19 protein-coding genes, 3 tRNA genes and 1 pseudogene are annotated in these 22,887 nt (G+C 40.2%); 6 read left to right on the top strand and 17 right to left on the bottom strand.

Annotated elements, in window-relative coordinates:
- Positions 1 to 54: 54 nt before the first annotated feature.
- Positions 55 to 2,043: a transketolase gene (gene tkt, locus MKI85_RS03305; RefSeq protein ID WP_241624954.1), complete on the bottom strand. Its 1,989-nt coding sequence runs from the start codon at positions 2,041 to 2,043 to the stop codon at positions 55 to 57.
- A 683-nt stretch (positions 2,044 to 2,726) separates the two neighbouring features.
- On the opposite strand from tkt, the gene MKI85_RS03300 reads away from it, so the two are divergent.
- From MKI85_RS03300 to MKI85_RS03290, 3 genes are all read left to right on the top strand, one after another.
- Positions 2,727 to 3,452 (top strand): hypothetical protein, encoded by a 726-nt coding sequence (locus tag MKI85_RS03300; RefSeq protein WP_241624952.1) that lies wholly within the window; start codon positions 2,727 to 2,729, stop codon positions 3,450 to 3,452.
- Between the two features lie 555 nt (positions 3,453 to 4,007).
- Positions 4,008 to 5,174 carry a methionine adenosyltransferase gene (gene metK, locus MKI85_RS03295; protein WP_241624951.1) on the top strand — a complete coding sequence of 389 codons (1,167 nt, stop codon included), beginning with the start codon at positions 4,008 to 4,010 and terminating at the stop codon, positions 5,172 to 5,174.
- Between the two features lie 349 nt (positions 5,175 to 5,523).
- Positions 5,524 to 5,727 carry a hypothetical protein gene (locus MKI85_RS03290; protein WP_241624949.1) on the top strand — a complete coding sequence of 68 codons (204 nt, stop codon included), beginning with the start codon at positions 5,524 to 5,526 and terminating at the stop codon, positions 5,725 to 5,727.
- A 313-nt stretch (positions 5,728 to 6,040) separates the two neighbouring features.
- On the opposite strand, the gene MKI85_RS03285 is transcribed toward MKI85_RS03290, so the two are convergent.
- From MKI85_RS03285 to MKI85_RS03265, 5 genes are all read right to left on the bottom strand, one after another.
- Positions 6,041 to 6,125 (bottom strand) — tRNA-Leu (locus MKI85_RS03285).
- A gap of 29 nt (positions 6,126 to 6,154) precedes the next feature.
- Positions 6,155 to 6,228 (bottom strand) — tRNA-Trp (locus MKI85_RS03280).
- Positions 6,229 to 6,259: 31 nt separating this feature from the next.
- A tRNA-Leu gene (locus MKI85_RS03275) sits at positions 6,260 to 6,344 on the bottom strand.
- 107 nt (positions 6,345 to 6,451) lie between these two features.
- Entirely contained in the window at positions 6,452 to 7,288 is an 837-nt protein-coding gene (locus tag MKI85_RS03270) for a serine/threonine protein kinase (RefSeq protein WP_241624947.1), read from the bottom strand.
- On the bottom strand, positions 7,266 to 8,777 hold the full coding sequence (locus MKI85_RS03265) for a DUF3336 domain-containing protein (RefSeq protein WP_241624945.1): 1,512 nt from the start codon (positions 8,775 to 8,777) through the stop codon (positions 7,266 to 7,268). The genes MKI85_RS03270 and MKI85_RS03265 overlap by 23 nt, the downstream gene beginning before the upstream one ends.
- Positions 8,778 to 8,958: 181 nt before the next feature.
- Here MKI85_RS03265 and MKI85_RS03260 point away from each other — a divergent pair, with 181 nt between their 5' ends.
- Positions 8,959 to 9,831, top strand: coding sequence for an ATP-binding protein (locus MKI85_RS03260; protein WP_241624943.1), 873 nt, complete (start codon positions 8,959 to 8,961; stop codon positions 9,829 to 9,831).
- A 234-nt stretch (positions 9,832 to 10,065) separates the two neighbouring features.
- Here MKI85_RS03260 and MKI85_RS03255 read toward each other — a convergent pair whose 3' ends face one another.
- Positions 10,066 to 11,043 carry a TerC family protein gene (locus MKI85_RS03255; RefSeq protein ID WP_241624942.1) on the bottom strand — a complete coding sequence of 326 codons (978 nt, stop codon included), beginning with the start codon at positions 11,041 to 11,043 and terminating at the stop codon, positions 10,066 to 10,068.
- A gap of 613 nt (positions 11,044 to 11,656) precedes the next feature.
- Positions 11,657 to 12,673 (bottom strand): tRNA (adenosine(37)-N6)-threonylcarbamoyltransferase complex transferase subunit TsaD, encoded by a 1,017-nt coding sequence (gene tsaD / locus MKI85_RS03250; protein WP_241624940.1) that lies wholly within the window; start codon positions 12,671 to 12,673, stop codon positions 11,657 to 11,659.
- Between the two features lie 145 nt (positions 12,674 to 12,818).
- Here tsaD and rpsU point away from each other — a divergent pair, with 145 nt between their 5' ends.
- Both rpsU and MKI85_RS03240 read left to right on the top strand, forming a co-directional pair.
- Complete coding sequence (gene rpsU / locus MKI85_RS03245) at positions 12,819 to 13,034, top strand: 30S ribosomal protein S21 (protein WP_001136722.1); 216 nt, start codon at positions 12,819 to 12,821, stop codon at positions 13,032 to 13,034.
- A gap of 37 nt (positions 13,035 to 13,071) precedes the next feature.
- The gene (locus MKI85_RS03240) at positions 13,072 to 13,518 is read left to right on the top strand and encodes a GatB/YqeY domain-containing protein (RefSeq protein WP_241624938.1); all 447 of its coding nucleotides are present in this window, start codon (positions 13,072 to 13,074) and stop codon (positions 13,516 to 13,518) included.
- Positions 13,519 to 13,583: 65 nt separating this feature from the next.
- Here MKI85_RS03240 and MKI85_RS03235 read toward each other — a convergent pair whose 3' ends face one another.
- The 9 genes and pseudogenes from MKI85_RS03235 to MKI85_RS03195 all read right to left on the bottom strand — a co-directional run bounded on the left by MKI85_RS03235 (position 13,584) and on the right by MKI85_RS03195 (position 22,851).
- Entirely contained in the window at positions 13,584 to 13,949 is a 366-nt protein-coding gene (locus MKI85_RS03235) for a hypothetical protein (protein WP_241624936.1), read from the bottom strand.
- A 73-nt stretch (positions 13,950 to 14,022) separates the two neighbouring features.
- Positions 14,023 to 14,388 carry a GFA family protein gene (locus tag MKI85_RS03230; RefSeq protein WP_241624934.1) on the bottom strand — a complete coding sequence of 122 codons (366 nt, stop codon included), beginning with the start codon at positions 14,386 to 14,388 and terminating at the stop codon, positions 14,023 to 14,025.
- Positions 14,389 to 14,440: 52 nt separating this feature from the next.
- Positions 14,441 to 15,796 (bottom strand): annotated as a pseudogene (locus MKI85_RS03225) (M48 family metalloprotease); the annotation flags it as partial.
- Positions 15,797 to 15,964: 168 nt separating this feature from the next.
- The gene (locus MKI85_RS03220; protein ID WP_241624932.1) at positions 15,965 to 16,930 is read right to left on the bottom strand and encodes a 2-hydroxyacid dehydrogenase; all 966 of its coding nucleotides are present in this window, start codon (positions 16,928 to 16,930) and stop codon (positions 15,965 to 15,967) included.
- Positions 16,923 to 17,615 carry a hypothetical protein gene (locus MKI85_RS03215; protein ID WP_241624930.1) on the bottom strand — a complete coding sequence of 231 codons (693 nt, stop codon included), beginning with the start codon at positions 17,613 to 17,615 and terminating at the stop codon, positions 16,923 to 16,925. Before MKI85_RS03215 ends, MKI85_RS03220 begins: the two co-directional genes overlap by 8 nt.
- Before the next feature lie 97 nt (positions 17,616 to 17,712).
- Positions 17,713 to 19,593 carry a M48 family metalloprotease gene (locus MKI85_RS03210; RefSeq protein ID WP_413351796.1) on the bottom strand — a complete coding sequence of 627 codons (1,881 nt, stop codon included), beginning with the start codon at positions 19,591 to 19,593 and terminating at the stop codon, positions 17,713 to 17,715.
- A gap of 100 nt (positions 19,594 to 19,693) precedes the next feature.
- The gene (purF, locus tag MKI85_RS03205; protein ID WP_241624926.1) at positions 19,694 to 21,235 is read right to left on the bottom strand and encodes an amidophosphoribosyltransferase; all 1,542 of its coding nucleotides are present in this window, start codon (positions 21,233 to 21,235) and stop codon (positions 19,694 to 19,696) included.
- Positions 21,236 to 21,259: 24 nt separating this feature from the next.
- Positions 21,260 to 21,844: a CvpA family protein gene (locus MKI85_RS03200; RefSeq protein ID WP_241624924.1), complete on the bottom strand. Its 585-nt coding sequence runs from the start codon at positions 21,842 to 21,844 to the stop codon at positions 21,260 to 21,262.
- A complete protein-coding gene (locus MKI85_RS03195) occupies positions 21,841 to 22,851 on the bottom strand; it encodes a quinone-dependent dihydroorotate dehydrogenase (protein WP_241624923.1) in 1,011 nt (336 codons plus the stop codon). The genes MKI85_RS03200 and MKI85_RS03195 overlap by 4 nt, the downstream gene beginning before the upstream one ends.
- Positions 22,852 to 22,887 lie beyond the last annotated feature (36 nt).

The following is a 22,887-nucleotide window of genomic DNA, read 5'->3' as shown; positions in this document are numbered from 1 at the left end:
ATAGCATAAAAAAACGCCTCATAGTGAGGCGTTTTTTTAGTTAGAAATAACTGATTAAGCAGTCAATTCTTTTACCGCATTCACAACTGCTTCAGTAGTGATACCGAAGAATTGGAACAAGTCTTTTGCTGGTGCAGATTCACCATACGTCGTCATACCGATCACTTTGCCGTCTAGACCAACAAACTTCCACCAGTAATCAACATGCGCTGCTTCTACCGCTACACGCGCACGGATATGAGCAGGAAGAACAGCTTCACGATAAGCGGCATCTTGCTTCATGAATTCTTCAGCACATGGCATAGAAACGACACGCACACCTTCTAATTGCGCATAAGCTTCCATCGCTAAAGATACTTCTGAACCTGTTGCAATAATAATCGCTTTAAGTTCACCTTTCTCTTCAGCCAATACATAACCACCTTTCGCAACGTTCTCAATTTGCGCTTGAGTACGTGTTTGGAATGGTAAGTTTTGACGAGAGAAAATTAACGCCGAAGGACCATCTTTACGAGACAATGCAGACTTCCAAGAAACTGCCGTTTCAACGGTGTCTGCTGGGCGCCATGTATTGAGGTTTGGCGTGCCACGTAAAGAAGCAATTTGTTCGATTGGTTGGTGCGTTGGACCATCTTCACCTAAACCAATAGAGTCATGCGTATACACGTGAATTACGCGCTGTTTCATGAGTGCAGACATACGTACTGCATTACGCGCATACTCCATGAACATTAAGAATGTTGCAACGTAAGGAATAAATCCACCATGCAATGCAACGCCATTCGCCATTGCAGTCATACCAAACTCACGTACGCCATAGTGTACATAGTTACCTGCTGGATTATCTTGAACACCTTGGCAACCTTTCCAAAGCGTTAAATTAGAACCCGCTAAGTCAGCAGAGCCACCCAATAATTCAGGTAATAATGGACCAAATGCTTGTAATGTGTTTTGGCTTGCTTTACGTGTTGCAATCGTTTCTGCTTTAGCATTCGTTTCAGCAATAAAAGCATCTGCTTGAGCAATAAATTCAGCAGGTAAATCACCTTCAATACGGCGCAACAATTCAGCCGCTTCTGTAGGATATTTTGCTTGGTATTGAGCAAATACTGTATTCCAAGCTGCTTCAGATTCAGCACCTTTTGCTTTTGCATCCCAAGATGCATAAACATCAGCAGGAATTTCAAATGGACCTTCTGTCCAACCCAATGCTTCGCGAGTTAATGCAATTTCATCATTACCCAACGGCGCACCGTGACAGTCTTCTTTACCTTGCTTGTTAGGCGAACCTAAACCAATAATTGTTTTACAAATAATGATGGTCGGTTTTTGCGTTTCCGCTTTCGCTTCTAAAGTTGCAGCGCGAATCGCATCGTTATCATGACCATCTACACGAAGCACTTGCCAACCGTAAGATTTGAAACGTTGCTCTGTATCGTCAGAGAACCAACCTTCTACTTCACCATCAATTGAAATGCCATTGTCATCATAATAAGCAATTAATTTACCTAGACCTAAAGTACCTGCAAGTGAACACACTTCGTGTGAAACACCTTCCATTAAACAGCCATCACCTAAGAAACAGTAAGTGAAGTGGTCTACAACAGTCAGGTCTTCTTTGTTGAATTGCGCTGCTAAAGTTTTTTCAGCCAATGCAAAGCCTACAGCGTTGGCAATACCCTGACCCAATGGACCAGTTGTAGTTTCAATACCAGGCGCATAACCATATTCTGGGTGACCAGGTGTTCTAGAGTGAAGCTGACGGAATGCTTTTAAATCTTCAATTGAAAGATCATAACCCGTTAAATGTAACAATGCATACTGAAGCATTGAACCATGACCATTAGACAATACGAAACGGTCACGGTTAGCCCATTGTGGATTCGTTGGGTTATGATTCAAAAATTCACGCCAAACGACGTCTGCAATATCTGCCATCCCCATTGGTGCACCTGGATGTCCTGAGTTGGCTTTTTGCACAGCATCCATAGCCAATACACGAATTGCATTTGCAATACGACGTTCATTCAAAGGGGTTGTCATAGATCAGAGTCCAATTAAAACAATTTAAAGAAGATGAATATCACATTCAAAACTAGGCACTATTGTCTTAAAAAAAGTGAGGTGGGTAAAGCCTTATACACAATTTTTACCTATTAATTGATACTTATGTGGATTTGTAAACATGGTTATGTAAGTTTTGATTTTTAGGAACACTCTTATATTTCTTGATAAATCATCTAATTTAACACTATATCAATAGTACCTGATCCACGGAGAGCCAAACCACAGCTTCTACACCACCACCTTAAATTGATTTTATCTCCGCACATCGCTGCAAAATATAAATTTAAATAACGTTTTCCATGTACGTTTTAATTAACATAAATCCAAGTGTGTGCAACCACTAGCTCAAGTCAAAATAATCACCCTCGGAAAGCTCTACTCAGACAACAAGCTCAAAAAGTAAATCACAAGTAATTCAGCACCTTTCATCATCTTGCAAATCAAAATGTTTTTAGCACTTTGTAGTGTGATGAATTCATCAACACTAAGATTCTGTAGTATATTCTTTGATATATACATAATGCTCTCATCCCACTTGAGAATTAACAAGTAGCCCAATAACAATATAACATTAGAGGTTTTTTATGAGATTGACTCCCCTTTGCTCCATAGCCTTGCTGATGTTCGCGAGTAATGTAATCGCTGCTGAAGAAACAACCATGAATAATAATTCAGAAAAATTGGCAGATGACCCTACCAAAGTCACCACTAAACTGGGGGTTTCCTATGCCAACAATTTCGATTTTAACGATGATAATTATTCCTTTTCTGGCTCTTATGCTCTTGGTCAGGCAAAAAAACTCAATGCCCGTATTAATAGCGATGCCAGTGAGTGGCGCATAGGTGGCTCTTGGTTATTCCCTATCGGAATTGTGAATTTTAACTTTGGTAAAAGCGAATACACGAATGGTGCAAACCAGACCAACTACAGTATTGGCACCTTTGTACCTTTAAGCCATTTTGGCTTTCAACCTGCTGGTATTCAGATTTTCCCTACCGCGGGTTATACCTATAATGATGGTGAATCACCACGCTGTACCAACCCAAATGGGGATTGTGCGAATTTGTCAGATTTGGCTGGCATACCCAATGCTGAAAGTGGTTTTAGTATGGTTGAGGTTTCTGGAAGCAGCGGTTATTTAGGTGCCTTTGCTTTGAAACCATTTACACCAGAGCTAACAATGATGGGATTTGCCGTGGGAAGCTATGGCTCTGAAAATGATGCAGGTGAAAACTATGAAGGCTACTTTGCCGGTTTAGGTCTAGGCTATTTATTTCATAAACAGCATTCATTTAATGTGATGGCATTTATGATGGATAACAACACCTATTTAAATAGCCCAGATGAACGCTTAATTTTATCGTACACCTATCAGTTTAATTAACTCAAAGTACACTCCAATACAGCTAATCTCTTGCTCACAAACCAGACTGATCTGTTTCTAAAGCATCTCAGTCTTTTGTGAGAATGGTAGATACCTTTCATTTAATATTGCTTTACTCTGGCATATTTTGATTTATCTAAAAAAATCAGAATATTTATAGAGTCTTGAGTACTCACCATTCATAAAGATTATTCCCTCCTACATTGCAGCACCCCAAATAAATGCCTTAAATAATACTCATACCGCTTTATTTGCTGAGAAATACATTCAACATGTAACTGGCATATTTGTACTCCATATAAGCCATTTAGAATGTTTCTATTATTTAGATTCGGTTTAGTGTCGGAAAAATTAGATCAGATTGTACAATTTATCACCTATAAATATTGAGATTGCGTATATTTATCCCTTCTTTATCAGTTTTATAGATGCTTATATCAAATAAAAAGTCATTGAATTGAAATAAAATCATCCTTTTTTACACAAGTTAAGCTAGTCCTAAACTCTAACTCGATGTAACATATTGCGTCTTTAAAATTAACTGTGATAGGACTTATGCGCGAGTACGCTGTATTTACTTCGGAATCTGTAAGCGAAGGCCATCCAGATAAAATGGCTGATCAGATCAGTGATGCTATCTTGGATGCAATCTTAAAAGAAGACCCATATGCGCGGGTTGCTTGTGAAACGCTTGTAAAAACGGGTGCTGTCGTACTTGCTGGCGAAATCACAACAACTGCAAATATCGATGTTGAAGCTGTGGTACGCCAAACCGTAAATGGTATTGGTTACCACCACTCAGACCTCGGTTTTGATGGTTCGACTTGTGCAGTCATTAACATGATTGGTAAACAGTCTCCTGAAATTGCTCAGGGTGTTGACCGTCAAAAGCCTGAAGATCAAGGTGCGGGTGACCAAGGTTTAATGTTTGGTTATGCAAGCCGTGAAACTGACGTGCTTATGCCTGCTCCAATTTCATATGCGCACCGCTTAATGGAAAAACAAGCTGAATTGCGTCGCAATGGTTCACTGCCTTGGTTACGCCCAGATGCAAAAAGCCAAGTGACTTTTGCTTATGAAAATGGCAAGCCAGTACGTTTAGATGCTGTTGTTCTTTCTACACAACACGATCCGGAAATCTCACAAGCCAACTTAAAAGAAGCTGTGATTGAAGAAATTGTGAAGAAAATTATTCCTGCTGAAATGTTCCATGCAGACACCAAATTCCACATCAACCCTACTGGTATGTTTGTGATTGGCGGTCCTGTGGGTGACTGCGGTTTAACAGGTCGTAAGATTATTGTAGATACTTACGGTGGTATGGCTCGTCACGGTGGCGGTGCTTTCTCTGGTAAAGATCCATCTAAAGTTGACCGTTCTGCTGCTTATGCTGGTCGTTATGTTGCGAAAAACATTGTGGCTGCTGGCTTAGCAGACAAGTGTGAAATTCAAGTGTCTTATGCAATTGGTGTTGCTGAACCAACGTCAATTTCAATCAACACATTCAATACTGGCAAAGTGGCTGATGAACTGATTATTCAATTGGTTCGTGAACACTTCGACCTTCGCCCATACGGTATTACCCGTATGCTTGACCTGATTCAACCAATGTATAAGCAAACTGCTGCATATGGTCACTTCGGTCGTGAAGGTTCTGATACTGCATTTACTTGGGAAAAAACAGACAAAGTTGAAGCACTTAAGTCTTCCGCTGGTCTCTAATCTTCTCCATGTTAAAAAAGCTCACTTCGGTGAGCTTTTTTATTGTCCCTTAAAAATTATTTCTCAAACAAAATATTTCAAGCACTCTAACTCTTGATCAACAACCAAGTTAAACTCAAATGGTGATATTGAGTAAAAATTAAAGATAAATCCGATATTTAATTCAATACAACATCTCAAAAGCATGTCAAACCCCAACCCTGCACTCTAAATTTATTACTCAAAGTGATTTACACATCAGCATAGAAATTAGGCAAAAAAGAGCATATAAATAAAAAAATAGGTTTTTGCCCTTTAAAAAATTTAGCCTATCCCTATTAAATATTTATATGTTTACAGGAGTTGTCTCGTGAAGAAGGTTGTAAAAGCAAAAAATTTAATCGCATTTCGTATTTGGTTAGAAAAATTAGGTTATTCAGTAAAGAGCCTTGCTGATGAACGTGGTTTTACTTTTAGTTTTAAAAAAGAATATGGCTTAGTAACTTGTGATTTAGCGGGTAATTCGTTAGCAATGCAGCTTGGTGAAGAGTTTGAAGATCACTTAAAAGCTTAACAACAAAAGTAATTCAATAGCTTGTACACGTATTCATAGTTCTTCGAGTCGCTATTCCTATATTTTTAAGCCCTTCGGGGCTTTTTTTATTTATCGATGAGAAAGCCAATTTCATCAACTAAATTACAAATCTTTTAACTACAAAGACAGTAGAAAATCCAAGCTAACCACGTCTCTTCAGCTTAAAAACGAAGAAAAATAACGAAGCAAATCTTGGTGCCCTTTGATATTAAATGATTTTATTCATTTCACTTTTCTCTAGACGAAAAAAAACAAGGTTTTAACCTTGCTTTATTCTTCCCAGTTTAATAAGTGGTGGGGGCGAAGAGACTCGAACTCTTACACCTCGCGGCGCTGGAACCTAAATCCAGTGCGTCTACCAATTTCGCCACGCCCCCATACTGGGTTTCACATATAGTGAATAATTTGGCAGAGGATCAAGGACTCGAACCTTGACGAACGGTTTTGGAGACCGTCATGCTACCATTACACCAATCCTCTGTTACCTAAACACCATCAACTGATGATTAAGTGGTGGGGGCGAAGAGACTCGAACTCTTACACCTTGCGGCGCTGGAACCTAAATCCAGTGCGTCTACCAATTTCGCCACGCCCCCGATGGCTGTGTATATTATAGAGATCGCTCCCCTCTGGCAAGCCCTTTTTATGAAAAAAACTCTTGTTTGATTAAATATAAAACAAAAAATACGATTATGTACTTTTCTTAAGCAATTTCAGTCACTAAGGCATGTTTTATTGCATAAATATTGTCAAATCTAGCAGCTTTATGCTTTGCCAACATCTTCGACAAAAGCGGTTTAAATACTAAAAATTTATCAGGTAGTTCAACATTTAAACGCTGACAATGTAAATACGCCCAATCTGTATAATTTTCTGCGCTTAATTGCCGCCCAGCCAGCCATTCATAGAAAATAATACCTAAGGCATAAATATCTGTTTGTATTGTTTTGACTTCGCCATGAAACAGTTCAGGTGCCATATAGCGCGGGGTTGCATTCATTTCAGTTTGTACAGGCTGTCCTATCGACTGCACTTGCTCAAAATCAATCAATTTTAACTGCGCATCATATTTCACAAAATGTTCATGTTTTAAATCAGCATGCAACCACCCTGCTTTATGTAAAGCATCAAGTGCATCCAAAACATGTAGTAGGTGATGCTGAATAACTTGTACAGAACATGACTGCGGGCTAAATGCAAAATATGGCATAGCTTCGGGCAGAAGCAGTATCTGTGCTAAGGATTGCTCGTGTTCGACCTCTAGCCCTATTTCGCTTAACAACGCCTTAGATGTGCTTTTAGAGGGTAATGTGATCTTAGATAGTAATTCAGACGTCAGACATTGCTGATAAAATGCTAATTCACGCTGAAATCCCTTGAGGTAACTGGGATGACCCTGCTGCAACTGCATTTTTAACCAGTACATCTTTTTTTGATACTGAAATGAATAAAGCCTGCGACCATATCGCAGGCTATTGGGTTTAGTTGTTAAGGTTAAGCCTTCAATATGCTTAAAATCAGGCAATATGAGCTTGGACATGTGGCTGAGGATGTAATTGCTGATAATTAAGGAGTTCAAGTGCATGTTGAATAGTTTTGCCAATTCGAGCATGGGTTTCAATACTGGAAATTTTTGGCCACGTTGCGCGCTCACCTTCTCGTTGTAATAACTTAAACAAATGCGGACGTGGATTTTGTAGCATATAGCTATAATGGCGCAGACTGTAACGACCAATGATATTAACATCCCCATAGTAACGCTGATCAACCACACCATAACCATGATCCAGCAGACGGCGTACCGACGATATTTTTCCTACTCTTTCTCGGGTAAAATCCATCACCCCTTTAACAAAAACTTTTCCCTGACGGCGAATAACTCGCTCTGGCCAGCTCAACATATCACGGCGGAATCGTGAAATATCATCCTGCATAAACGGCACAATGTGCGGATTGACCTGACTGGCAATGCTGTAATTTAAATTATACAAGCGCGCCATTTTCTGTTGCGGAAGGTCACTACGCACACTCCCATCAACCCAACGCGTTGTCGCCATATATGGTGTATGCTCTCCATCGTAACGCTTACTGGTGAGCTTTACCGGCGGAAATAGAATCGGCACAGCACATGAAGCCAAAACAGCACTCCATACCAGCAAATCAGGAGAGGTATAGGTATTCATAATGCGAGCATCTTGCACAGCATCATAAGGTGCTACTGCAACATTCATATACAGTCCCGATTTCTTAAAGGCTTCCTCAAAAGTAAAATCACCTAAATTTTCAACAAGAAAGTTCTTCAAGTATTTGACATCTGCAACACCACCATTGCCTTTCAATAAATCTCTAAGTTTCCGAAAGTGAAAAGCCTCACTAAAAAAGTTTTCACCATTTAATATTCCAGAAACATTGGTGGGATTTGAGACACCCAGCATAGCCGTCATAATCGCACCCGAACTTGAGCCAGAAAGAACTTTGGGCATCAAATCTTGCTCAAGTAGTGCTTTACATACACCTGTATGAAAAAGCCCTAAGGTTGCACCACCAGAAAACATCAGTGCTGGTTGACCATAAGCCCTTTCACAATGCTTAAAAAAATCCAGTTTTTCGGCATAAGTAAGACATTCACATGAATCAGAAGCAATAAATGCCAAACTCGCACTCACCTCCTCCACGTAATCTTCAATGATGGTTTTCGTCCCGACTAAAGTTGCAGCGAATAGCATCGGATGGGCGATATTGGCAATATCGTAAGTTAAACCCTCACGTAACAAATACATTAAGTCGCGGGTACGGTGCTGATAACGATAACGCTTAAGTAATTTGAGGCGATACGAAATCATTTCCGCATCAAAGTATGGAGAACAATTGTCATATTTCCATTCTTGCGCCCCTGACTCTTGGTCAATCTTGAGTGCAATACTTTTCCACTCAGCATAGCTTTCCGCATGCTCTAATTGTCGTTTTAGTTTTTTTATACGATAGGCTTGATGCGGATTCATATCCTGTATGAATTCTTGAAATAACATAGCTTCCCTCAAAGACCTGCGCTTAAATATATTAACTTAACTTCTACATTTTCAATTTAACAATTTGGCTTAAGTGAATTACGATTCGATTAGCAATGATTGCCATAATACTATACAGTCTAAAACCAAGGCTGATGTTGGTCTTATTTGCTACTTTATCGTAATTATAAACTGAATGACTATGGCAACTCTCGAATTACCTGATACCATTTTACAATCCCTCACTCAAGTTCTGGCTCAATTACAACAGACACTTCCGACACTCAAGCAAGAACCTGATTTCTCAGCCCCTGCATTTAAGTGGCAAGATAAGCAACTCATTCCAATTTTTCATCCCAAGAAAATTGAACTAGATGATTTGAAAGGGATTGAACGTCAAAAAGCCAAAGTCATTCAAAACACGCTTCAGTTCCTCAATGGATTGCCAGCCAATGATGTCTTGCTAACAGGCTCACGCGGTACGGGAAAATCTTCAATTGTTCGTGCGCTATTAAGTCAATACGAAGCGCAAGGCTTACGTTTGATTGAGATTGAACGTGACGATTTGTCTGATTTACCCGAAATTCAGAAAATTATTCAAAACCGTCCTGAAAAATTTATTGTGTACTGTGATGATTTGGCATTTAACGCTGAAGATGAAAACTACCGTAGCTTAAAAAGCGTTCTAGATGGTTCATTACAGTCTGGCTCAAGTAATTTTATTATTTATGCGACCAGTAACCGTCGTCATTTATTACCTGAGTTTATGCATGAAAATACACCTGTAACGCGTGTCGATGTACCGCAATACACAGAACTGCATCCGCAAGAAGCGATTGAAGAAAAAATTTCTCTCTCTGACCGTTTTGGCTTGTGGTTGTCGTTCTACCCTATGGATCAGGCACTTTACTTAGAAATCGTAGCGCACTATTTAACGAAGTCAAATATGCCTATGACGGATGAGGCGCGTGCAGAAGCCCTTCGTTGGTGTCAGGCACGTGGACAACGTTCAGGGCGTGCAGCTTACCAATTTTCAAAACACTGGGTGGGTTCGCAACAGTTAAATCAACTCTAGTTGTATAAAGAAAGTTTATTTAACAAATACCGTGAAACAGAAATTTTTATACAAAAAGCCCAAGCCTATTAGTTTGGGCTTTTAAATTAAACTCAAACATATTTTTTACTCATAGAATTTTGATTTCGTATAAGTTGTATTCTTAAATTTAATAAAAAATATCATTCGAATGATCAATAGCCACAGTTTTTTCAGTGGCTTTACATTTGTCTGTAAAATTCCAATTTTATATTTTTATTTATGATTACTTTGTTCTTTAGTTTTCCAAAAAGAATATGCTATCCCAACAAATAAGATGATGAACGTAATGGATAATGATACAGGCGGTGGAATTTTAGCTACCCCCAATCCATCGGCTATAAAAATTTTTGACCCTATAAACACCAATAATACAGCTAATGCATATTTCAAATAATGGAAACGATCAAGCATTGCTGATAAAGCAAAATACAGAGCGCGTAGCCCTAAGATTGCAAAAACATTCGAGGTATAAACAATAAATGGATCAGTCGTAATCGCAAAAATCGCAGGAACACTATCTATCGCAAAGATCAGATCCACAAATTCAATCATAATCAGGGCTAGAAAAAGTGGTGTCATAAACCAGGCTAATTGATGAGTTTTGGGATCAATTATCTTCACCCAGAACCTATCTTCATGAAGCTGCTCAGTTACACGAAATCGTTTTCTAATAAATTTTAAAATTGGGGAATTAGCAACCTCATAGTCTTTCTCAACACTCAACCACATTTTTATCCCTGTGAATACGAGGAATGCTGCAAAAATATAGAGTACCCATGAAAATTGGTTGACTAGCGTTGCCCCCAACCCAATCATGATCCCTCTTAAAAAAATTACCCCTATAACTCCCCAAAACAAAACATGATGTTGATACATTCTCGGTATAGAAAAATATGAAAAGATCATGGCAATCACAAAGATATTGTCCATAGCCAATGATTTTTCAATGACAAAACCCGTTACATAGTTAATCCCCGCTGTTGGTCCGATATACCACCAAACCCAAGTACCGAAAAGCAAACCCAATGAGATATAAAATGCTGATAGTGCCAAACTCTCTTTAACACCGATCTCTCTCACTTTACGATGAAATACACCAAGATCTAGAAAAAGTAAGACAAGTACAATGAGGATGAAAAAAATCCACATCCAAATAGGTTTATCCAAAAAGTTCGAAAAAAGAATATCCATAGCATTACTCTTCTTATGCGTGTACTTCTATAAAAAATATGCTCTTTGCAGCCAAAACTTTTCAATACTGATTTTATATAAAGATGTATTCAAACATCATAAATCCATTCCATGTACCTAATGGTGATTAGGTTAAGTATTCTTGTTAGATAGCTTATCAATCGATAAATTAAAAATTTGAACATCAAAAAATGTCCCCAATCATTACGAATTCTTCTTTCTTCTCAACAAATTTGTCCCTATCAACGCGAAACTTAGATTAAAAAACAACCGTAAACCCAAAAAACACATAAAAATCAAGGCTTACACCCACCAGATTTATCCGCAATTTCTGTGGATAACCCTAGGGGTAACTACTTTGCAACTTTGTAATCCTAGGCTTACACGAATTAAGGAATATTACGGCTATTCCTATGTGAACAATATTTATAAGATGCTTTCATAGTGAACAGGATGTTCCAAAACATAAAACAATAATGATAAGTTCAGCACTAGGACGTGAGGTACGACAGGAGTTATACCTAGCACCACATACGAAAAAGCCCGACAGGACGTCGGGCTTTTTTACTATGAATCATTAAATCTATAAAGAGTTGATCACCCTCATAAGTTCCTAGATGTCCGCTGGATTGGTTAATTCTGTCATTGGCCAACGTGGTGTTGTGGTTACAGACAAACCATCTTGCTGACCTGCTTTTAAGCGCTGGTAGCCTGCAAATGCAATCATGGCACCATTGTCGGTACACAGTGCAGGTTCTGCATAGTAGACCTGCCCACGAATTTTGGTTAAATCTGCTTCCAGACGTTCACGTAAACGTTTATTCGCACTTACACCACCTGCAATCACCAATCGCTTCAAACCAGTTTGCTTTAATGCTTTAATCGATTTTTTAACCAAAGTATCCACAATCGCTTCTTGAAAACTTGCCGCGATATCCGCATCACGGTTTTCATCACCTAATTTTTTCATTTGTACAGATACGGCTGTTTTTAAACCACTAAATGAAAACTCCAAACCTTGATGTAACATTGGACGCGGAAAAGCAAATGCATTTGGATCACCCTGCTCTGCCAGTTTCGAAATATTTGGACCACCTGGATACGGCAAACCCATCATTTTTGCAACTTTGTCGAAGGCTTCCCCCGCAGCATCATCAATAGACTCACCGAGTAGCTCATATTGACCAATACCATAGGCTGCCATCAACTGCGAATGTCCACCAGACACCAATAATGCAACAAATGGAAACTCTGGCGGCGTTGCAGACAACAATGGTGCCAACATATGCCCTTCCATATGATGCACACCAATGGCAGGTTTATTGAGTGCAAAAGCCAATGCCCGACCAAACAATGCACCCGTCATAAGTGCGCCCATTAAACCTGGTCCACGCGTATAAGCAATCGCATCAATCTCTGACTTTTTCACACCACTGTCTGCGAGCAATTGATCTAACAAAGGAATAAGTTTACGAACATGATCACGAGAAGCCAACTCTGGCACGACGCCGCCATATTCTGCATGCAGCTTAATTTGACTATATAAAACTTGCCCGCGTAAGCCGTTTTCACTGTCATACAGTGCCAAACCTGTTTCGTCACACGATGTTTCTAAGCCTAAAACGATCATTAAACTGCCTACAACCTATATCAAATCCAAAGCGAAACCTATTATAGACTTGTGGTATGAGATGTAAATGAGTAAAATACTGACCTTCACTTGTGATCAAGGCAATCATGCCAAGATCTTATCCATAACTTAATGAGGATTCTTCATGCCACAAGTTAAATTGAAAGAAGGCGAACCAGTAGACGTAGCTATCCGTCGTTTCAAACGTTCTTGCGAAAAAGCGGGTGTTTTAGCTGACGTACGTAAGCGCGAATTCTACGAAAAACCAACTCAAGAACGTAAGCGCAAAAAAGCTGCTGCTGTTAAGCGTTACCAAAAGAAATTGGCGCGCGAATCAGTTCGTACTACACGCCTTTACTAAGATTTATTTGTGATTGATTGACTACCTGGAAAAATAAATGACTACTTTAAAAAGCCAAATAACTGAAGTTTTAAAAGCAACAATGCGTGCTAAAGAAATGGATAAGTTAACGGTCATTCGTAGTCTACAGGCAGCGATCAAGCAAATCGAAGTCGATGAGCGCAAAGAGCTTGACGATGTTCAAACTCTTGCGGTCATTGAAAAACAAATCAAGCAACGTAAAGAATCGGTTAAAGCCTTTGAAGGCGCTGGCCGAGATGATTTAGCTAGTAAGGAACAAGCCGAAATTGAAGTTTTATCTCAATTTCTACCAGAAGCTATGACTGAGGAAGAACTTGATTCCATCATTGAGCAAACTATTACTGCTCAAGAAGCTACTAGCATGAAAGATATGGGTAAGGTGATGAACTCTCTGCGTCCGCTCATAGCCGGGCGCGCCGATCCTGCTCAAGTTTCTGCAAAAATTAAAGCAAAACTCGCTTAATCTTTTTCAAATTTTTTCTTTATCGTTGAACTGCCTTAAACAAGACAGTTCTTAGATAACAGCCTTTAAGTCAAATTACACTGCACATTATATTTCTTCAAAATCATCATTTCTTTTGACGACATAACCTGCTGAATCACATCTCGCTTAGTCAGATTACGATATTGCACATCCAGTGAACTTCTATTTTTATCTGCTGCAGTATAAAGTTGATCGACATAACGCCCTACAATTCCACAATAACGTGTTTGTTGCTCAGCGCTAAAACTTGTCTGCTGTGGATTGAGTTGAGCAAAAAATTGACGAATATCCGTCTTGTATGATCGATTTATTTTATCAACCGCAACCACATAATCTTCGACACTCGCAAAAGCTGAACCACAAGAAACAGCAAGCCAAAGTGCTGCTACAAACTGGACTTTATTCTTCATTAGAACCATTAAAAATCAAAAAAAATGATTGAACATCATGATACAGCGCAGATTCATGCAAAACTAGCGCAGATTATTTTATTTGAATAAATTCAGGCTTATATTGCTTATATGCTTCCTCAGTTGGCGCAGGTATTTGCCCAATAGTTACTGTTCCCAAGCGCAATCGAATCACATCTGGCAGATCCACACGGTAGGAAAAAATAGGACTACCGCACTCCTGACAAAAAACACGTGCCTTATTGGGACTATGAAAATACTCTTTTAATACTTTCACACCACGCACAATTTCAAACAATGATTTTTGCAATGGACTATTCCACCCCGCAAAACCACCTTGCGCACGTTGACAGTGCTGACAATAACACAGAATTGTTTTTTCAATTTCCCCATGATAACGGTAACTGACCGTACCACATAAACATTGTCCTTCTATCATTTTATCTCTCCTATTCTTCTTATGTTATACAAGGAAAATTTCTATTTAACGCTCAAATTTTTAACTGGCGTTCCTTTTGCATCTGATCAATTCGCTGTTTAAGCAACTCCGACATTGCCGTATTGTCCTTGGCTAAACGTTGTGCATGCAATAGTGATTTTATAGCACCTTCTTCCAAACCACTCCAGTACTCCACTTCTGCACGATAACGCAATACATTCACTGCGCGAAGTGGTGAAGCTACATCAATATTCGCCGACTGTTGTAGCAAGCGCCATCCTGTTATATCTCGTGGATTTTGGTTAATAAAATTTTGTACCAAAGTACTGGCCTGAGCTGGTTGCTTCTGCCGAATCAAGACCTCTGCCAATTTATATACCAAGGCACGATTCTCAGGCATAATCCGCGCAGGTGAAGCAATGATCTGATAAGCATCATCTAATTTATTTTGCCCAAGATAAATATCGGTTTGAATTAAAGTCAATAAATTATGTAACTTATTTTGTTTTTTGAGTTGATCTAACTGTGACTGTGCCAACACATAATCACCCTGCTGACTATAAAATGCAGCCAAGGCCAATTGCCCTGCAAAATCCCCGCGCTTCGCCAAGTTTTGTAATTGCTGTTCTGTCGCCTGATTTGACACCACCAAGGTGTACAACTTTAATATTTCAAAATTTTCATCCCGCATACTGCTTTTCACTTGCGGCAACTGATTCGCCCTTAAACGCGCCTCACTCATACGTTCAGTCGTAAGAGGGTGTGTGAGCCAAAAATCAGGCAGAAAGCTAACTCGACTGGTGGCACGGTGCATCACTTCGAAGTAATCCGCCATACTTTGTGGGTTATAACCCGCCGCATACATGTATTGCATGCCTATACGGTCAGCCTCACGCTCCTGATTACGACTATAGGTCAGTTGCTGATCCATTAATGCGGCTTGCGAACCCATCATCACTGCAGCACCCGCATTACCATCGGCTTGTGAAGCGACCAACGCACCCACAATAATGCCTGCCAATGCCAACAGACTTTGCCCCTTAAATGCTTCCTGCGAGCGACTATAATGCCGCTGGGTCACGTGAGCGATCTCGTGCGCCATCACGCCTGCAACCTCATCCATATTGCGTGCAGAAGTAATCATCCCTGTATTTAAAGCAAATAGCCCACCAGGTACAGCAAAAGCATTAATTTGAGCATCATTGACCAATACCAAGCCAATCGGTTGTCCGAGCTGGGTCTGACTAAGAATATTTGAAAATACCAATAAAAGCTGATCTTCCAGCCATGCATTGTGCGCTATCGGTAATTGATGTTGCACTTCACGATAAACTTTTTCGCCAATCATTTTTTCATTTTGACGATCAATTAGACCTATTCCACTACCAATTTCAGGAACATTAAACTGAGGAGAAGATGAAAAATGCGTTGCATCTGCCCATGCGATATGAGCCACTACACACAAACTACCAATGACGAAAAACCGTTTCAATGTTACGTCTCAAAATCCTATTCGCTCTGAGCAGACTATAACATTGAAACAAAGAAGGATTTGCAATGATGTGTTATCAATATTTTAAAATTCAGGATTGACCAAATAACGTGGCTGACGCCCCTCTAAAGCATCCACCAAATTACGGTAAGCAAGTTCAGCCATCTTTTTCCGTGTCTCCGCAGTGGCTGACCCAACATGCGGTAAGGTCACTACATTATCCAACTGGAATAGCTCTGAGCTTTGTAATGGCTCTTTCTCATACACATCCAAACCAGCAGCAAAGATTTTTCGCTCTTTCAATGCCTGAATTAAAGCTTGCTCATCAATCACAGAACCGCGTGCAATATTCACCAACACCGCATGCGGCTGCATTAAGTCAAACTGCTCGGTAGAAAGCATAGCCTTAGATTCAGCATTCAAATCCACTGCAACCACAACAAAATCTGACTGTTGCAGTAATTCTTCGAGTGAGCGATATTGCGCATTTAGTGGCTGTGCCATTTCTAGTTTTTCACGACGGTTATGATACAGAATATTCATATTAAAACCGTAAAGACCGCGACGCGCTATCGCAGCACCAATATTACCTAGACCAATAATTCCCAGTGTTTTTCCATAGACATCTTGTCCAAATTGGGCTTGAGAAACTGTGCGCTTCCACTCACCAGTTTTGGTCCATTGATCTAAATGAGGCACTTTACGTGCGGCACTCATCAATAAGGTAAATGCCAAATCTGCAGTCGTTTCAGTTAATACATGCGGAGTATGACTTAACCAAATTTTGTTTTGACTCAAATAACCCACATCATAGTTGTCATAACCCACACTAACACTAGAAATGATTTTAAGTTGTTGTGCACCAGCGAGATTACTTTCATTTAGCAAACGCCCTGCACCAATCATGCCATCTGCATTTTGAACATGTCGCTGAATTTGTTGATTGACGTCGCCTTGCTTCGGATCAATCACCACCACATCATATTGGGCTTGTAAGCGAGTTAAAATTTCAGCATCAATTTGACTAAAAACAACAACTTTTTTATTCATCATTCATCCGTGTATTGAGTGATTTTTGCATAAACTGCCACAAACGCTTTTTCAAAATTGGTTGCTCCAGCATTTCCTGCAAGCTCGCCAAACGTTGTAGATCTACCTGTTGTAAATGAGAAATATCCCCTAGTGCAATCAGATCCTTGTCTACACCAATTGCATCGATAAAGCCCTGCACATAACTGCCAGCACCTCGTCCATCTTGCATTTCAAGCAAAGGAAATGGCCACTTTAATTCATGATATTCTGCAGGGATAGCCTGCTGAATGTTTACCCAAAGTTCTGACTGAGCCTCTGTTAACTGAGAGGCATCCAACACGATAAGGCAGGTAGCAAGACTGACTGCCTGTAATTCAAACGCTTCAATATGAATAGCAGGTTGTGGCTGCACTTCGGCTATAACTGGAGTTATCGGCTTAGGAGGTTGTTGAACAATTTCCTGCTCAACCTCAACAAACTGAGTTAATACATCATCAATATCTTGGATGTCCGGTTCACTGGATATAGGAACCACAATTTGACTTAGGGGTAACTCAGCATTAATTTCAGGTTGCGCCTGATCGCGCCATAAACCAGATGACTGAGAGTGATGCACACGCGCGACACTTCTAGGAATCCAAATATCGATTCCCATTGTTGCCAATATATCTCGCTGGTGCCCCATCATCTTTATGTTCAACATCTTAATCTTTGTCGCTATTCTAACGACATTCGCATTATTTTGCTGTGCTTTATTAAAGCACTCATTAATACCTATAAACCCTATATTTACATCTTAATCACATAATCATTAAACTATTTTTCTTCTGCATTTGCTCAACAATTTCCGAAGTTTCAAAACCAAAGCGCCAGTACAACAATTCCAAAACATCCAATTCATCTTGCGTAATGATTCGGTCATTCCATAAACACAACTCTGCAATTCCCAAAATAATCAGACGATCTCGTAACAGCAGCCCCGAAATATCATGTACGATTTCAGCAAGATCAATCGGTTCATCAGATATTTCTTCGTAGATATCTAACTCATCGATTGTCAGTATCTTTTTTAATATTCGCTCACGCACAGTGAGCTGGTTATCACTATTAATCTGCTGCACATGCAGCAATGCATCAATCAAACGTACGATTTGTGGTTTCACTTCATCCAAGGCTGTTGGGGTATGTACTGGTAACAGGTTTAATTCAAATTTAACCCGTTCCAACAACAATGCATCTAATAAGCCAATTTCCCCGTCTTCTTGAATAATTCGCGCTAGCTTAGTGACAAATTGACGTGCAATAGTTGCGGGCATACCCCCAATATTCGCACATGCTTCATGGAAAATAGATAAATGTACACGACCATCTAAATGCAGAAGTGCATCGATAATCGCACGACTAACTTCAGCTTCAGCAGGGATAAACTCACGATATTGACGAATCATTAGAATCGCCACCATCACCTCACGCGAACCGGTTGCGGTTTGTAAGGCACGCTCAATCAGCTCTGGACGCTGCATTGTTCTGCGCACTTCCGGATTTAAAGGCTTAATCGCATCTTTAATCGCGAAGCTAATCGGAGACAAACGCAGTAAAGGCAAAGGTTGTGGTGAACTCCATGGGGTGTGGTATTCCGCATTGGTTTCTTCAAATGAGCGAAAAAGACTAAATAATGGCTGATTTCTTAACCTTTTTAGGTTCTCTAATTGTAGATCTTGCACTAAACCAGGATTTAGCTCATAAATTCGTTGCTCAATATCTGGATGAATATTCATCCAGCTTTGTGGACTTAGAGAGTTCGCAAAACACATATGTGAAATCGATTCTGAGTATTCACTATGAATTTGCGAACCCGCATGATGCACATAAATACGTAATAAAGTTTGAATATTGGCATCATTCTGGATCAGACGTTTGGTCTTTAAATCGTTTCTAAAGGTTCGGCTACCCAGAGTGAGGTATTTAATGAATCTCGTCATTAACACCCCCATACTCCCGACCAGCCAAATCACCCCACCCAAGGCTACTAAAATAGTTTCAAATTTTTGTGGCTGATCATAACCCTGCCGACTAAACCCCAACTTCGCAACCTTGCTCCCCCATTGACTAAAGGTCGTAAGACCACTGTATAAAATTTTTAATCGGGTATTATCAGCTGTCTCACCAGATAAAATCTGATTAAACTCATGGCTCAACAAGCCAAACAACTCAGATTCATCTAAGTTTTGTAATGCACCCCAGGTCAAAATAATCGCAATATCGCGTGGTAAGAAACCCGCAGTCAGCGCATTTACACCCACTTCATCGGGTAACACATATACGGCTGGTGTATCAATCAAAAAACGCTCAGATAATTGTTCGGTAATTTTGAGTGCAACAAATTCTTCAGGCGTACTCTCAATCAGACTTAAACGTCTTGCGCGCAATTGTTTTGCAAGTGAATGCCCACCCGAACGAAAGACATAGAACTCATACACAATAGAAGAACCTATGATCAGCAATAATAAGCCAATGACATAGGGGCTGAGTTGATGCCATAAAATAGATTGGCTTTGATCAAAATAATAGACCAACAATCCCAAAACCGTATTGAGGATAAACATGGTCAAAAGAACAGCTACAGCACAGATACTGGCAGACCACATCATATTTTTATTTTCGATCAAAAAGCCACCCATTTCTTTCAATGTAAAGTTCCTTTATTACATTGTAATTCAGCCACATCATAAATGAAAAAGGCGGGAAATACCCACCTTTTTCACGCAAAATAATTGAAAATTATTGCTCGGTCACACCGGTTAAATCAACAGATGCCGCATCGATATTTACATCAATATAGCCATCTTTTGATTTTTTCGCTGTGTCATTACGCTTCTGTTCCAATTCATCCAGATATGCAGCATCAATGCCACCCGCCACGTAAACACCATCAAATACAGAACAGTCAAATTCTTGTAAATCGGGTACTTTGCTGGTACGGATAGCCGCTTTAAGGTCTTCCAAGTCTTGGAAAATCAAGCGATCTGCTTCAATAATTTCACGGATTTCTTCAACACTGCGTTCAGATGCAATCAGCTCCTTTTTCGCAGGCATATCAATACCATAAACGTTTGGATACTTCACCATTGGCGCTGCAGAAGCAAAGAATACTTTTTTTGCACCCGCATCACGCGCCATTTGAATGATCTCATTACAAGTGGTACCACGTACAATTGAGTCATCCACCAACAACACGTTTTTATCTTTAAACTCAAGCTCTACCGGGTTAAGTTTTTGACGAACCGATTTTTTACGCTGCTGTTGGCCTGGCATAATGAAGGTACGACCGATATAACGGTTTTTCATAAACCCTTCACGGAATTTCACACCTAACGTATTTGCCAATTCTAAGGCTGAAGTTCGCGAGGTATCTGGAATTGGAATCACCACATCAATGTCGTGCTCCTCCCCCCATTCACTCAAAATTTTGTGTGCAAGTTTTTCACCCATTTTCAAACGGGCTTTATACACCGAAATACCATCAATAATCGCATCAGGACGCGCAAAGTACACATATTCAAAAATACATGGACGGTATTGTGGGTTTTCAGCACATTGCTGCGTAAACATTTCACCATCTGCATTGATGAAAATCGCTTCACCAGGTGCAATATCACGCTCAACTTTAAAGCCAAGTGCGGTAATCGCCACAGATTCAGACGCAATGATATATTCCATCTCACCTGTTTCGGTTAAACGAGAACCGTAAATCAGTGGGCGAATACCATTCGGGTCACGGAAACCAACTAGACCTTGACCTGTAATCATGGCGACAACGCCATAAGCACCTTTACAACGCTCATGTACACGAGAAACTACGTGGAAAATATCTTCTGGCGCAGGAGCCAACTTGCCACGCTTTTGCAATTCGTGCGCAAAAACGTTGAGTAATACTTCTGAATCCGAATCGGTGTTCATGTGACGTAAATCTGTTTTAAACAGGTCATCATGAATTTCTTCAGCATTGGTTAAGTTACCATTGTGCGCCAAAGTAATACCGTAAGGTGAGTTCACATAAAATGGTTGCGCTTCAGCACTGCTCGCTGAGCCTGCTGTCGGATAACGCACATGACCAATACCGTAGTTACCCTGTAAAGCACGCATGTGACGAGTATGGAAAACATCACGTACCATGCCATTGTCTTTCCGAAGAAATAAACGTCCTTCATGGCAAGTTACGATCCCAGCTGCATCTTGTCCACGATGTTGTAACATCGTTAATGCATCAAACAACATTTGGTTAACGGGTGATTTACCAGCTATACCAACAACTCCACACATAGCAACCTCGCAGACAAGCTAGGATTAATAAAAAGGATTATTTGTTGAATTGCCTGAACGCGAATGATCTTTTGGCGTTGGTTCAGACAAGGAGTGGGAAGAATGCTGTGCACCTTCCGACTGAATATGTTCAAGCGCTTCGTGCGCTGCATCTTTCGATAGCTGGGCAGCCCGTGGCGCATAAGGCAATAAAGATTGAACCATTTTAGACTGTTTCCAATGCGGAGAACTTTCTACCCATGGACTTAAGCCTTGCATGGTGATTAAAACCACCATAAGTCCTTTAAGTGTTCCAAATGCCCCACCAGCTAGACGATTCAACGGACCTAACTTCAAGGTGCTTAATACGCCATTTAACAGTGCTGTAGCCAACCAAGTAAATACGATGATGACCAATACAATGAACGCAAATGCAGCTATTTTCTGAACCACAGGATCTTGACTGAGCACACTCATTGAAGGAGCTATAAGTGCGGCATATTTTGCACCGACTATCAGTGCAAAAATCCAACCCACCAAGTTCGCAAAGGCTTTAACAAATCCTTGTCGCAAACCGTTTAGCCCTCCAATGAGCAAAATGATCAGTATGAAGATATCAATGGTATTCATTTTGCAAGCATAGCATCGACACAATCTTTAATCAGTTTCGGTCCTGTATATATGAGGCCACTATACACTTGTACAAGTGTTGCCCCTGCATTTTGTTTAATCAGCGCTTGTTCACCCGCCAAGATTCCACCTACTCCAATAAGTGGTACTTGACCATTTAAAGCTTGGGCAAAAGCAGATAAACATGCGGTACTTTTTTCAAATACTGGTGCACCAGACAAACCACCAGCTTCATCACCCTGTGGTAAGTTTTCGACACCTTCGCGTGACAACGTAGTATTGGTCACAATCAGACCATCAATTTTATTGGCAATCAGTTGCTGCGAAATAAATGCAATATCTTCTGGAGTTAAATCTGGAGCAACCTTGAGTACTAAAGGTACATAGTGCTGATGTTCATCCGCCAACTCAAGCTGACGTTTCTTTAAGGTCACTAACAATTCAGTCAGCGCATCACCACTTTGTAAGCTACGTAGATTTTTTGTGTTCGGAGAAGAAATATTGACGGTAATGTATGAAGCGTAGTTATAGACTTTTTCCAAACAGATTAGATAATCATCTACCGCATTTTCTACAGGAGTATCGGCATTTTTACCAATATTAATCCCGAGCACACCCTTGAACTTTGCCGCCTTTACATTTTCAATCAGCTTATCTACACCATCATTATTAAATCCCATACGGTTAATAATGGCTTTTGCTTGTGGTAAACGGAAAAGACGGGGTTGCGGATTGCCCGCTTGTGGGCGCGGAGTAATAGTACCAATTTCAATAAAGCCAAAGCCAAGTGCCGCTAAGGCATCAATATAGGCACCATTTTTATCTAAACCAGCAGCCAAACCTACAGGGTTTGGAAACTCAATACCCATACAGGTCACAGGTTTTGCTGTAACATGCTGACGCATCACGCCCATCGCATGGGCTGATTTCAGTAAGGATAATGTTAGCTCATGTGCACGCTCTGGTGCTAAAGAAAACAACAAAGGGCGGGCTAGAGAATACAACATATCTAGAAAAGTCTACGGCTTTTTGAGTCGGTATAT

The organism is Acinetobacter zhairuonensis (genome assembly GCF_022601715.1).
In the GTDB taxonomy this organism is placed as follows: domain Bacteria; phylum Pseudomonadota; class Gammaproteobacteria; order Pseudomonadales; family Moraxellaceae; genus Acinetobacter.
This window is presented reverse-complemented; position numbering and strand designations above follow the sequence as displayed.

Bases quoted from the DNA above. Each gene is read 5' to 3' on its own strand.
- MKI85_RS03195 (WP_241624923.1), bottom strand. From the start codon at position 22,851: ATGTTGTATTCTCTAGCCCGCCCTTTGTTGTTTTCTTTAGCACCAGAG.
- MKI85_RS03260 (WP_241624943.1), top strand. From the start codon at position 8,959: ATGGCAACTCTCGAATTACCTGATACCATTTTACAATCCCTCACTCAA.
- MKI85_RS03265 (WP_241624945.1), bottom strand. From the start codon at position 8,777: ATGTTATTTCAAGAATTCATACAGGATATGAATCCGCATCAAGCCTAT.
- MKI85_RS03255 (WP_241624942.1), bottom strand. From the start codon at position 11,043: ATGGATATTCTTTTTTCGAACTTTTTGGATAAACCTATTTGGATGTGG.
- tkt (WP_241624954.1), bottom strand. From the start codon at position 2,043: ATGACAACCCCTTTGAATGAACGTCGTATTGCAAATGCAATTCGTGTA.
- MKI85_RS03210 (WP_413351796.1), bottom strand. From the start codon at position 19,593: ATGGGTGGCTTTTTGATCGAAAATAAAAATATGATGTGGTCTGCCAGT.
- rpsU (WP_001136722.1), top strand. From the start codon at position 12,819: ATGCCACAAGTTAAATTGAAAGAAGGCGAACCAGTAGACGTAGCTATC.
- MKI85_RS03215 (WP_241624930.1), bottom strand. From the start codon at position 17,615: ATGTTGAACATAAAGATGATGGGGCACCAGCGAGATATATTGGCAACA.
- MKI85_RS03230 (WP_241624934.1), bottom strand. From the start codon at position 14,388: ATGATAGAAGGACAATGTTTATGTGGTACGGTCAGTTACCGTTATCAT.
- purF (WP_241624926.1), bottom strand. From the start codon at position 21,235: ATGTGTGGAGTTGTTGGTATAGCTGGTAAATCACCCGTTAACCAAATG.
- MKI85_RS03270 (WP_241624947.1), bottom strand. From the start codon at position 7,288: ATGTCCAAGCTCATATTGCCTGATTTTAAGCATATTGAAGGCTTAACC.
- MKI85_RS03240 (WP_241624938.1), top strand. From the start codon at position 13,072: ATGACTACTTTAAAAAGCCAAATAACTGAAGTTTTAAAAGCAACAATG.
- MKI85_RS03235 (WP_241624936.1), bottom strand. From the start codon at position 13,949: ATGAAGAATAAAGTCCAGTTTGTAGCAGCACTTTGGCTTGCTGTTTCT.
- MKI85_RS03220 (WP_241624932.1), bottom strand. From the start codon at position 16,930: ATGAATAAAAAAGTTGTTGTTTTTAGTCAAATTGATGCTGAAATTTTA.
- MKI85_RS03200 (WP_241624924.1), bottom strand. From the start codon at position 21,844: ATGAATACCATTGATATCTTCATACTGATCATTTTGCTCATTGGAGGG.
- tsaD (WP_241624940.1), bottom strand. From the start codon at position 12,673: ATGATCGTTTTAGGCTTAGAAACATCGTGTGACGAAACAGGTTTGGCA.
- metK (WP_241624951.1), top strand. From the start codon at position 4,008: ATGCGCGAGTACGCTGTATTTACTTCGGAATCTGTAAGCGAAGGCCAT.
- MKI85_RS03300 (WP_241624952.1), top strand. From the start codon at position 2,727: ATGAATAATAATTCAGAAAAATTGGCAGATGACCCTACCAAAGTCACC.